This window comes from Vibrio gazogenes, assembly GCF_002196515.1.
GTDB lineage: Bacteria > Pseudomonadota > Gammaproteobacteria > Enterobacterales > Vibrionaceae > Vibrio > Vibrio gazogenes_A.
This window is the reverse complement of the sequence record NZ_CP018835.1, coordinates 1,697,410-1,709,490: the sequence shown is the minus strand read 5'-3', so window position 1 is coordinate 1,709,490 and position 12,081 is coordinate 1,697,410. Positions and strand designations below refer to the sequence as shown.

The 12,081-nt window shown below is 46.7% G+C and carries 5 protein-coding genes, 2 tRNA genes, 3 rRNA genes and 1 riboswitch; of the genes, 8 read left to right on the top strand and 2 right to left on the bottom strand.

Features of this window, described 5'->3' with window-relative positions:
• Positions 1-99 precede the first annotated feature (99 nt).
• Positions 100-1,098 carry a CobW family GTP-binding protein gene (locus BSQ33_RS07720; protein WP_088133776.1) on the top strand — a complete coding sequence of 333 codons (999 nt, stop codon included), beginning with the start codon at positions 100-102 and terminating at the stop codon, positions 1,096-1,098.
• Positions 1,099-1,234: 136 nt separating this feature from the next.
• Here BSQ33_RS07720 and trmA read toward each other — a convergent pair whose 3' ends face one another.
• On the bottom strand, positions 1,235-2,344 hold the full coding sequence (gene trmA / locus BSQ33_RS07715; RefSeq protein ID WP_088133775.1) for a tRNA (uridine(54)-C5)-methyltransferase TrmA: 1,110 nt from the start codon (positions 2,342-2,344) through the stop codon (positions 1,235-1,237).
• Between the two features lie 138 nt (positions 2,345-2,482).
• A riboswitch (cobalamin riboswitch) is annotated at positions 2,483-2,707 on the top strand.
• A 39-nt stretch (positions 2,708-2,746) separates the two neighbouring features.
• On the opposite strand from trmA, the gene BSQ33_RS07710 reads away from it, so the two are divergent.
• Positions 2,747-4,585 carry a TonB-dependent receptor domain-containing protein gene (locus tag BSQ33_RS07710; protein ID WP_021021875.1) on the top strand — a complete coding sequence of 613 codons (1,839 nt, stop codon included), beginning with the start codon at positions 2,747-2,749 and terminating at the stop codon, positions 4,583-4,585.
• Between the two features lie 120 nt (positions 4,586-4,705).
• The gene (gene murI / locus BSQ33_RS07705; protein ID WP_088133774.1) at positions 4,706-5,527 is read left to right on the top strand and encodes a glutamate racemase; all 822 of its coding nucleotides are present in this window, start codon (positions 4,706-4,708) and stop codon (positions 5,525-5,527) included.
• Here the strand turns inward: murI and BSQ33_RS07700 are convergent.
• Entirely contained in the window at positions 5,466-5,918 is a 453-nt protein-coding gene (locus tag BSQ33_RS07700; RefSeq protein WP_021021872.1) for an RNA recognition motif domain-containing protein, read from the bottom strand. The genes murI and BSQ33_RS07700 overlap by 62 nt on opposite strands.
• A gap of 599 nt (positions 5,919-6,517) precedes the next feature.
• Between BSQ33_RS07700 and BSQ33_RS07695 the strand changes: the two genes are divergently transcribed.
• The 5 genes from BSQ33_RS07695 to rrf all read left to right on the top strand — a co-directional run bounded on the left by BSQ33_RS07695 (position 6,518) and on the right by rrf (position 11,753).
• Positions 6,518-8,059, top strand: a 16S ribosomal RNA gene (locus BSQ33_RS07695).
• Between the two features lie 62 nt (positions 8,060-8,121).
• Positions 8,122-8,198: transfer RNA gene (locus BSQ33_RS07690), tRNA-Ile, on the top strand.
• Between the two features lie 94 nt (positions 8,199-8,292).
• Positions 8,293-8,368 (top strand) — tRNA-Ala (locus BSQ33_RS07685).
• Between the two features lie 300 nt (positions 8,369-8,668).
• Positions 8,669-11,558 (top strand): 23S ribosomal RNA (locus BSQ33_RS07680).
• Between the two features lie 79 nt (positions 11,559-11,637).
• Positions 11,638-11,753: ribosomal RNA gene (gene rrf, locus BSQ33_RS07675) — 5S ribosomal RNA — on the top strand.
• Together the 16S, 23S and 5S rRNA genes with 2 tRNA genes alongside form the textbook arrangement of a ribosomal RNA operon.
• Positions 11,754-12,081 lie beyond the last annotated feature (328 nt).

Below are 12,081 nucleotides of genomic sequence, written 5' to 3'. Positions count from 1 at the left end.
ATGAGGTTTTCGTAACCGTTCATATATTGCTATTTATCTGTCGGAGTCAGTGGTTGTTGTGCCCCCCCGAATTTGTACAAAACAACAAGAGAATTGCCAATGAGATCTGAACAACCAATGTTAGGGGTTCCGACCCATATGATTACCGGGTTTTTAGGCGTAGGAAAAACCTCGGCGATTTTGAATTTAATCGCTGCCAAACCGAGTGATGAACGCTGGGCGATTTTGGTTAATGAGTTCGGTGAAATAGGCATTGATGGGAGCTTATTGCAGGGACAACAGCAAAAAGGCAACATTTTCATTCGAGAAGTGCCTGGTGGTTGTATGTGTTGTGCGGCAGGTCTGCCTATGCAAATCGCACTCAACCAACTGTTGTCGGAAGCAAAACCAGATCGTTTACTGATAGAACCCACCGGACTTGGGCACCCCAAGGAAGTCTTGCAGGTGTTATCGACAGCGTATTACCGTCAGCTCTTGTCGTTGCAAAAGAACATCACTTTAGTTGATGCACGCAAGCTATCGGATTCTCGTTACACCGACCATGAAACGTTTAATCAGCAGATTGAAATTGCAGATACCGTGGTGGGGAACAAACGCGATCTCTATCAAGATGGTGATGTACAAGCGTTACAAGACTATGTTGCCAAAGTGGGCAGACCGGATACGAAGTTAATTTTTGCCGAGTATGGTGTTATCCCTTTCTCCGAGTTCGAGGGAAATACGTCGGTACATGCGTATTTGGCGCCCCCCCACCATCATCATCGTCACAATAAGCCTTTGGTTTCTGAGTTACCTATACCGGAAAGCGGTATGCTGAAAGCAGTCAATGCAGGGGAAGGTTTTCACAGTGCGGGCTGGCGCTTTTCTCCAGAGAAGATTTTTGAACACTCGAAGCTACGGCAATTATTGGTTGAGTTGCAACTAGAGCGGATGAAAGCGGTGTTCATTACGGACAGCGGGATCTTCGGTTATAACCTGACAGAAGACGGATTGACCGAAGTTGAACTGGACGAATGTGTCGAAAGCCGCATCGAACTGATTGCGGAGACAATCGATGAGGCGTTTGAAGCGCATCTGCTCCGTTGTATTCATGATTAACCATTCGATTCGGTGGGATTAACCATGAATACAACGCAGATTCAATTCGCGGGTTATGGCGTGCCGTAAACACGAAGAAGCACGCCCGATTCCAAAGCTTCCTGTACTCCGCGCCATTTCCTATAATTTACAACCTTTATTGAATACGCTCCAGCATCACACCCGCTTCCATGTGGTGGGTGTAGGGGAATTGGTCGAACAGCGCGAAGCGAGTAACGCGGTGTGTTTCACTCAGAACGGCCAGATTTTCCTTGAGGGTTTCCGGGTTACAAGAAATATAAAGAATCCGAGGATATTTCTGCACCATCTTACAAGTATCGATATCCATACCTGAGCGCGGTGGATCGACAAAAATCGTGTTGCATTGGTAGCTACTGAGATCAACGCCAGCATCTTTCAGGCGGCGGAACTCACGTTTTCCTTCCATGGCTTGAGTAAATTCTTCCGCGGACATCCGGATAATTTGTACATTATCGATATGGTTGGCAGCAATATTGTATTGCGCAGAGTCAACCGAAGGTTTCGCCAGTTCTGTTGCCAGCACACGGTTGAAATTTTGCGCCAGAGCGAGAGAGAAATTGCCATTCCCGCAGTAGAGTTCTAACAGATCGCCCTGACTGTCACGGGTGCAGTCAACTGCCCACGCCAGCATTTTTTCCGCAATACGTCCGTTGGGCTGAGTGAAACTGTTTTCAACTTGCTGGTAAGTGTAGGTTTGACCATGGACGCACAGTTTCTCAACCACGTAATCGCGATCTAAGACCATCTTTATTTTTCGCGCCCGGCCAATTAAATTCAGGTTGAACCCTTGTTGACGTAATGTCTCTTTCAAGGTTTGTGCGGCTTGCTGCCACTGTTCGTCAATCTGACGATGGTAGAGTAGTGAGACAAGAATTTCGCCGCTGAGTGATGATAAAAAATCAACCTGAAATAGCTTATGGCGCAGGATATCGTTATCACGAATCTGTTCGAGCAAGGCTGGCATCAGTTGATTGATCAGTTGGCTTGCTGCCGGAAACTGATCGACCCGATATTTCTGGCGAGTTTCCTGATCGAACATGATGTAGTAGAGGTCATCCCCTTCATGCCAGACACGAAACTCCGCACGCATCCGATAGTGTTGTTCTGGTGATTCAAACACGGCTAGTTCTGGCATTTGAAATTCAGAGAACATCTCAGTAAGCCGAGTGACTTTCTCTTTTAGTTGATTCTGGTAGCGTTCGGGATTTACATCAAGAGTAGCCATGGTATTACCTTACAGAGCGAACAGTTAAAGAGCGCAGATTTTATTCGATTCCATCATGATGTCCAGTTTGTTCGCCGATCCGCAAGAATTTTCTTCATACATACCGTGAATATCATCTGGACAAGGGTTATGTAGGCCAATACTATCGTGCCAGTTGGTACCCCCAGTGACAACGAGTATGCATTTGCTGGGGTGTTGAAAAGGGAATCTGGTGAAAATCCAGAACTGACGCGCAGCGGTAAATAGAAGACAAGATCTCAAAAGACACTGCACCAGATGTGTGGGAAGTCGAGATTTTGGCGGTTATCTCAGGGGTAATCATATTCTTAAGTCCGAAGACCTGCCAGCAACTGGGAGAAGACAGGCATCTCAGTCAGATTAACGCGAATTCAGGATATAAAAATGAAAAAAACAGTTTTAGCGATAGCAGTGGTATCGCAGCTCCCTTGTGCTTTCTATTCTTATGCAGACAGTTCAAATGCTGACACGGTGGTGGTGACAGCGAATCGGTTTGAGCAACCGGCTAAATCGGTTCTTGCTTCCACGATTACAGTCACAAAACAAGATATCGCAGCACTTCAGGCTCATAGTGCATTAGAAGTGTTGAGAACTTTATCTGGTGTTGAAGTAGTTTCTTCTGGAGGGAAGGCACAAGCAACGTCTATTTTTCTCCGAGGGACAGGATCTAAGCATACATTGATGCTTCTGGATGGTGTACGAATCAATTCATCAACAACTGGTGGGTCTTCAATTGGTCTGATCCCTGCTTTTGCGATTGAGAAGATTGAAATTATCAAGGGACCTCGAGCAGCTGCTTATGGTTCTGATGCTATTGGCGGAATCATTAGCATTACGACAAGTAAGGATTTTACTTCCGAGCACCAGGGGCGTGTAGGATATGGTTCACATGACCATAGTTTATTGGGATGGAAGAGTGTTGGTCAGTTGAACGACACCACTCATGGTGAAGTCATCGTATCGCAAGAGAAGAGTGATGGTTACAAAGTGTTGGCTGCATCTCCTGATAGTGAAGAAGATGGATATAAAGCACAGACTTTTGTTGGTCATCTTCAGCATCAATTTAATGCCGAGTGGCAGGGCAAATTGACGCTTCATAAAGTAGATTCTTATGCTAAATATGCGACTAGCAATATGATCGAGCTGAAGCAGAAAAAAACTGATACTGAATCTGAACTTTTGGCTGGTTTACTTCGTTATGCTCAGGGTGACTTTTTCTCAGAGTTGCAAATTTCAACTCGATACAACGAAGCGACTGATGGATTAGCTGATGATTCTGATGCAAAGCAAATCATTCGAACGCGTCAAAACGTATTGAGTTGGCTCAATAATAGTGTTCTTGCAGATGCAGTACATTTGCAGGTAGGACTGGAATACTCACAAGATAAGGCCGATTTACTCGGTAGCTATTCGAGTAGTTACGACGAAACGGAAAAGCACATGCAATCGGTGTTTTTTACGTCGTCTACTGATATCAATGATGTAACGTTTGAAGTTAGTGGTCGTTATGATGATTCCAGTACTTTTGGTAATCACACCACATGGAACGGTGGTGTTGGTTATTGGATTACTGATGAACTCCAAATATTGGGGAACTTTGGCACCGCATATAAAGAGCCAAGTTTTAATGATCTATATTGGCCGAATAGTGGTAATCCAAATTTAAAACCAGAAGATTCGAAGTCAAGAGAGTTGGTAGTCAAAGGTTTTCACGAGCTTCTTTCTTGGGAGCTGTCGGTATACCGAACAGATCTTCAAGATATGATCGATTGGAAAAATGTGGGAGGTAGTGTATGGAAACCGTCAAATGTTGCGCGAGCACGAATTGAGGGAATAGAGCTAAGCGCTACTATAGAGACTGGCCCAATTGAACATAAATTAAGTGCTACATGGAAAAAAGCAGAAGATGCGTCAGATGGTTCATTGCTTGATAAAAGAGCTCAGAACAACTATAGCTGGGCGATGCTGTACTCACAGGATCAGTGGCGCGGGACAATTACAACAAACTACGTTGGTAACCGTGCAGACTCAAGTAAATGGTTAGGATCTTATATTACAGTGGATACTGGCGTTTCTTATTTGTGGAATCATCAGACGTCCATAGGTATAAAAGTCGAAAATCTGTTCGATGAAGATTATGAGACCGGTTATTACGGTTCTGCCAACACCTATTACAAAGGAAATGAAAGAACGCTTTTTGCTGAAGTCGGTTATCAGTTCTAAGTTTCATCTTTCGACAAAACCGCCTTCGGGCGGTTTCTTTTCTTTAGAAAATCATGATTGTCAAAATCGATTGGAAGCGTATCATGCGTTTTCATCTTTAGTTTTTCGATGTAGTCAAAAGTGTCCTCACAAGTTTCTAATATCCTAATCTTTGACTCCGGTGTCGGTGGCCTCTCGGTTTATCGGGAAATTCATCAGCGACTACCCGATCATAACTACTTCTATCTGTTCGATAATGAAGGCTATCCATATGGAGAGCTACCACAACAGGAATTACTCCACCGGGTTGAAGCCTTCGTTACATCTATCGTTAAGAAAATGGCGATTGATATTGTTGTGATTGCTTGTAATACCGCGAGCACGATTGTTTTGCCTTCCTTACGAAAGCGCTTGGATATCCCTGTCGTCGGAGTGGTGCCTGCGATTAAGCCTGCGTGTAATTTGGCTCAGCAATGTGTCGGCCTTATTGCGACTCCAGCGACCATCAAGCGGCCTTATACGCATGAGCTGATTCGGGACTTCTCATCTGATAAAGATATCTGTCTGCTTGGGTCAACAGCGTTGGTCGATATGGCTGAGCGTAAATTACGTGGCGTTACAGTGAACATGTTTGAACTGGCAAGCATTCTTCAACCGATTCAGGGGAAAATCGATGTTGCGGTACTCGGCTGCACACATTTCCCGCTATTGAGAGATGAGATTCAGCAGGTATTAGGAAGCAAGGTCATTCTGGTGGATTCTGGCAATGCGATTGCCCGAAGGGTGGAGAGCTTGATTTCTGAAACAATGTGTAGACATACCCCAAAAACACCTCGGGTTTTTGCCAGCACTTCGCCATATGATAGCGAAGCACTGACACAAGTTTTATCCGATTGGGGATTTAATCAAATTGAGAACTATCCGATTCAGGGTTTTTCGGATCATTCGCAACCCGAACTTTAAGAGTCCGATCCATATAACTAGACTCATTGAGCTTCGTAATTGCTTTTTGTGCTTCGGACTCTGGCATCACCACAAAGCCAAATCCACGTCGCTTGCCAGTCCGTTTGTCTTTCATTAAACGTACAGCGAAGACTTCACCATAATCTGCAAATAGGCTTTTTACATTCGATTCATTGGCTTTGTAAGGGAGGTTGCCGACATATAATGTTGTTGTCGCCATCTGTGATTGCTGTTGAGAAGACGAATTTTGTGAAGTGAGAATAAAAACAAGTGTTGCTCCTGCCAATCCGACCAGGAAAGCAACCACCGAGGGAATTGCGAGCTGAGAAAGTGCAATGACACCTAATACAGCAAACGTGGCAAGCCACAAAAAATATTTAGTTAAATTCATATTGGAATACTACTTATCAATTAATAAGAAAGATGAATACATAAATAAAATAGAACAGATAAATGAATCTTACGTTTATGTCCGAGGTTTTTCCAACCTATTGCTGTGATAATCTTCAAAGGTTGTAACATTATTTATAACGTTTCTGATTTCTTTTTGAGCAAACGGAAAAAAAAGTAAAAAAATCACTTGCTACAAGTTATTTGTTCCCTATAATGCCGCCTCACCGACAGAGAGTGTCTGAAACGACAAACTCAAGGTGAAAGAAAATCCTTAAAATTGTTAGCAAATATCTGTTGACTTGATTTTCGAAAAGCGTAAGATACGCACCCCTAGCCAAGGCGACAAGCCAGACACTAGGCGCTCTTTAACAATATAGACCAATCAATCTGTGTGGGCACTCGTCGATAAATATCCAATAAGATTTTATCAATGAATCGAGTGACCAATATCAAGTTGGAAAGCAGTTTACTGTAATCTGACAAGAGCACAGTCAATTCAACATTACTTATGTAATGTCACTTTTTGCTTTTGCTTTTTTAAAAAGCGGAGACGAAAGCAGTATTCATTGAGCCGACACTTTGGTGTCACAAAAACTTTAATTGAAGAGTTTGATCATGGCTCAGATTGAACGCTGGCGGCAGGCCTAACACATGCAAGTCGAGCGGTAACAGAAAGAAGCTTGCTTCTTTGCTGACGAGCGGCGGACGGGTGAGTAAAGCCTGGGAAATTGCCCTGATGTGGGGGATAACCATTGGAAACGATGGCTAATACCGCATAACGTCTACGGACCAAAGAGGGGGACCTTCGGGCCTCTCGCGTCGGGATATGCCCAGGTGGGATTAGCTAGTTGGTGAGGTAAGGGCTCACCAAGGCGACGATCTCTAGCTGGTCTGAGAGGATGATCAGCCACACTGGAACTGAGACACGGTCCAGACTCCTACGGGAGGCAGCAGTGGGGAATATTGCACAATGGGCGCAAGCCTGATGCAGCCATGCCGCGTGTATGAAGAAGGCCTTCGGGTTGTAAAGTACTTTCAGCAGTGAGGAAGGGTGTAGCTTTAATAGAGTTACATTTTGACGTTAGCTGCAGAAGAAGCACCGGCTAACTCCGTGCCAGCAGCCGCGGTAATACGGAGGGTGCGAGCGTTAATCGGAATTACTGGGCGTAAAGCGCATGCAGGTGGTTTTTTAAGTCAGATGTGAAAGCCCGGGGCTTAACCCCGGAGTTGCATTTGAAACTGGGAGGCTAGAGTACTGTAGAGGGGGGTAGAATTTCAGGTGTAGCGGTGAAATGCGTAGAGATCTGAAGGAATACCGGTGGCGAAGGCGGCCCCCTGGACAGATACTGACACTCAGATGCGAAAGCGTGGGGAGCAAACAGGATTAGATACCCTGGTAGTCCACGCCGTAAACGATGTCTACTTGGAGGTTGTGGCCTTGAGCCGTGGCTTTCGGAGCTAACGCGTTAAGTAGACCGCCTGGGGAGTACGGTCGCAAGATTAAAACTCAAATGAATTGACGGGGGCCCGCACAAGCGGTGGAGCATGTGGTTTAATTCGATGCAACGCGAAGAACCTTACCTACTCTTGACATCCAGAGAAGCCGGAAGAGATTCTGGTGTGCCTTCGGGAGCTCTGAGACAGGTGCTGCATGGCTGTCGTCAGCTCGTGTTGTGAAATGTTGGGTTAAGTCCCGCAACGAGCGCAACCCTTATCCTTGATTGCCAGCACTTCGGGTGGGAACTTCAGGGAGACTGCCGGTGATAAACCGGAGGAAGGTGGGGACGACGTCAAGTCATCATGGCCCTTACGAGTAGGGCTACACACGTGCTACAATGGCGTATACAGAGGGTTGCCAACTTGCGAAAGTGAGCGAATCCCAAAAAGTACGTCGTAGTCCGGATTGGAGTCTGCAACTCGACTCCATGAAGTCGGAATCGCTAGTAATCGTGGATCAGAATGCCACGGTGAATACGTTCCCGGGCCTTGTACACACCGCCCGTCACACCATGGGAGTGGGCTGCAAAAGAAGCAGGTAGTTTAACCTTCGGGAGGACGCTTGCCACTTTGTGGTTCATGACTGGGGTGAAGTCGTAACAAGGTAGCGCTAGGGGAACCTGGCGCTGGATCACCTCCTTACGAAAAGATATTTGAGATGAGTGTCCACACAGATTGACTTGGTTTATAAGCAAAGAGAGTTTGGGTCTGTAGCTCAGGTGGTTAGAGCGTTCGCCTGATAAGCGAGAGGTCGGTGGTTCAAGTCCACTCAGACCCACCAAAATCTTCGAATAGCGGTGTTAGTTTCCTCGTCGTGTATAAATGATACACGTCCTCGAAAACTGCCTTGCTCTTCAATGATTTTATCTATAGATGGGGCTATAGCTCAGCTGGGAGAGCGCCTGCCTTGCACGCAGGAGGTCTGCGGTTCGATCCCGCATAGCTCCACCATCTTTAAAGGTTTTTAAGACAGAATCTTTAAAAATGGTTTTGTAATATACAAAATCTTTGCTCTTTAACAATTTGGAAAGCTGACAAAATAATGTGTGTTTCTTTGGAAACAGACGATTATTTGTAAAAGTTCTCAATCCTTTCTCGAAAGAGAAAGACCAACACAATCAAGTGTTCTTGGAATGACACGATTTAGTGTCTATTCAATTGAGTCCGGCAAAACCAGTCTCTCACTCATGTAAAATAATGAGAGACACCTAGGTTGCTGATAATGCAGCTCGAAACTTCTTCGGGTTGTATGGTTAAGTGACTAAGCGTACACGGTGGATGCCTTGGCAGTCAGAGGCGATGAAGGACGTACTAACTTGCGATAAGCGTAGATGAGGCAGTAAGAGCCACTTGAGTCTACGATTTCCGAATGGGGAAACCCACATGCAGCAGCATGTATCATCAGGTGAATACATAGCCTGATGAGGCGAACCGGGAGAACTGAAACATCTAAGTACCCCGAGGAAAAGAAATCAACCGAGATTCCGAAAGTAGCGGCGAGCGAAATCGGAGTAGCCCTTAAGCTTTTACAGCGTTAGGTGAAGTGTCTGGAAAGGCACGCGATAGAGGGTGATAGCCCCGTAACCGAAGGCGTTGTTTAAGTGAAAACGAGTAAGGCGGGACACGTGATATCCTGTCTGAAGATGGGGGGACCATCCTCCAAGGCTAAATACTCCTGACTGACCGATAGTGAACCAGTACCGTGAGGGAAAGGCGAAAAGAACCCCTGTGAGGGGAGTGAAATAGAACCTGAAACCGTGTACGTACAAGCAGTAGGAGCACCTTCGTGGTGTGACTGCGTACCTTTTGTATAATGGGTCAGCGACTTATATTCAGTGGCAAGGTTAACCGATTAGGGGAGCCGTAGCGAAAGCGAGTGTTAACTGCGCGTTTAGTCTCTGGATATAGACCCGAAACCGAGTGATCTAGCCATGGGCAGGTTGAAGGTTGAGTAACATCAACTGGAGGACCGAACCGACTAATGTTGAAAAATTAGCGGATGACTTGTGGCTAGGGGTGAAAGGCCAATCAAACTCGGAGATAGCTGGTTCTCCCCGAAAGCTATTTAGGTAGCGCCTCGGACGAATACTACTGGGGGTAGAGCACTGTTAAGGCTAGGGGGTCATCCCGACTTACCAACCCTTTGCAAACTCCGAATACCAGTAAGTACTATCCGGGAGACACACGGCGGGTGCTAACGTCCGTCGTGGAGAGGGAAACAACCCAGACCGCCAGCTAAGGTCCCAAATTACAGCTAAGTGGGAAACGATGTGGGAAGGCTCAGACAGCTAGGATGTTGGCTTAGAAGCAGCCATCATTTAAAGAAAGCGTAATAGCTCACTAGTCGAGTCGGCCTGCGCGGAAGATGTAACGGGGCTAAGCTGTAAACCGAAGCTGCGGCAATGCGATTTATCGCATTGGGTAGGGGAGCGTTCTGTAAGCCGTTGAAGGTGTGTTGTAAAGCATGCTGGAGGTATCAGAAGTGCGAATGCTGACATGAGTAACGACAAGGGGGGTGAAAAACCTCCCCGCCGGAAGACCAAGGGTTCCTGTCCAACGTTAATCGGGGCAGGGTAAGTCGACCCCTAAGGCGAGGCTGAAAAGCGTAGTCGATGGGAAACGGGTTAATATTCCCGTACTTGTTGTGAATGCGATGGGGGGACGGAGAAGGCTAGGTGGGCCTGGCGACGGTCGTCCAGGTTCAAGTGCGTAGGCTGTGGGATTAGGCAAATCCGGTCCCACAATAGGCTGAGACACGATGTCGAGCATCTACGGATGTGAAGTCATTGATGCCATGCTTCCGGGAAAAGCCTCTAAGCTTCAGTTCACAAGAAATCGTACCCCAAACCGACACAGGTGGTCGGGTAGAGAATACCAAGGCGCTTGAGAGAACTCGGGTGAAGGAACTAGGCAAAATGGTACCGTAACTTCGGGAGAAGGTACGCTCTTGACGGTGAAGTCCCTCGCGGATGGAGCTATTGAGAGTCGCAGATACCAGGTGGCTGCAACTGTTTATTAAAAACACAGCACTGTGCAAAATCGTAAGATGACGTATACGGTGTGACGCCTGCCCGGTGCCGGAAGGTTAATTGATGGGGTTAGACTTAGGTCGAAGCTCTTGATCGAAGCCCCGGTAAACGGCGGCCGTAACTATAACGGTCCTAAGGTAGCGAAATTCCTTGTCGGGTAAGTTCCGACCTGCACGAATGGCGTAATGATGGCCACGCTGTCTCCACCCGAGACTCAGTGAAATTGAAATCGCTGTGAAGATGCAGTGTACCCGCGGCTAGACGGAAAGACCCCGTGAACCTTTACTACAGCTTGGCACTGAACATTGAGCCTACATGTGTAGGATAGGTGGGAGGCTTTGAAGCAGTCACGCTAGTGATTGTGGAGCCGACCTTGAAATACCACCCTTGTATGTTTGATGTTCTAACTTGGCCCCGTTATCCGGGGTGAGGACAGTGCCTGGTGGGTAGTTTGACTGGGGCGGTCTCCTCCCAAAGAGTAACGGAGGAGCACGAAGGTGGGCTAATCACGGTTGGACATCGTGAGGTTAGTGCAATGGCATAAGCCCGCTTAACTGCGAGAGTGACGGCTCGAGCAGGTGCGAAAGCAGGTCATAGTGATCCGGTGGTTCTGAATGGAAGGGCCATCGCTCAACGGATAAAAGGTACTCCGGGGATAACAGGCTGATACCGCCCAAGAGTTCATATCGACGGCGGTGTTTGGCACCTCGATGTCGGCTCATCACATCCTGGGGCTGAAGTCGGTCCCAAGGGTATGGCTGTTCGCCATTTAAAGTGGTACGCGAGCTGGGTTTAGAACGTCGTGAGACAGTTCGGTCCCTATCTGCCGTGGGCGTTGGAGAATTGAAAGGGGCTGCTCCTAGTACGAGAGGACCGGAGTGGACGAACCTCTGGTGTTCGGGTTGTGATGCCAATCGCATTGCCCGGTAGCTAAGTTCGGAATCGATAACCGCTGAAAGCATCTAAGCGGGAAGCGAGCCTTGAGATGAGTTCTCCCTGGCGCTTAAAGCGTCCTGAAGGGTTGTTCGAGACTAGAACGTTGATAGGCAGGGTGTGTAAGCGCTGTGAGGCGTTGAGCTAACCTGTACTAATTGCCCGTGAGACTTAACCATACAACACCGAAGGGGTTTTAGGGCTCATAAGAGACTTGATTGTGTAGAGAGAATCAGCTTTTCGAATTGAAAGAATTTGCTTGGCGACGATAGCGTTTTGGACCCACCTGATTCCATGCCGAACTCAGACGTGAAACGAAACAGCGCCGATGGTAGTGTGGGGTCTCCCCATGTGAGAGTAGGACATCGCCAGGCTTTAATTTTGTTACTTGCTTCAACAGAAGCAAGTCACCATAAAGCTTTTCAGAAGATGAAAGTTTTATGTTGACTTTCAAAGTAGGTGGCGTATTATACGCGTCCTGCCTAAGTGCTAAAGCACTGAAAGCAAAGCTCTTTAACAATATAGACCAATCAATCTGTGTGGGCGCTCGTCGATAAATATCCAATAAGATTTTATCAATGAACCGAGTGACCAATATCAAGTTGGAAAGCAGTTTACTGTTATCTGACAAGAGCACAGTCAATTCAACATTACTTATGTAATGTCACTTTTTGCTTCTGCTTTTTTTAAAGCGGAGACGAA

Bases quoted from the DNA above. Each gene is read 5' to 3' on its own strand.
- BSQ33_RS07720 (WP_088133776.1), top strand. From the start codon at position 100: ATGAGATCTGAACAACCAATGTTAGGGGTTCCGACCCATATGATTACC.
- trmA (WP_088133775.1), bottom strand. From the start codon at position 2,344: ATGGCTACTCTTGATGTAAATCCCGAACGCTACCAGAATCAACTAAAA.
- BSQ33_RS07710 (WP_021021875.1), top strand. From the start codon at position 2,747: ATGAAAAAAACAGTTTTAGCGATAGCAGTGGTATCGCAGCTCCCTTGT.
- BSQ33_RS07700 (WP_021021872.1), bottom strand. From the start codon at position 5,918: ATGAATTTAACTAAATATTTTTTGTGGCTTGCCACGTTTGCTGTATTA.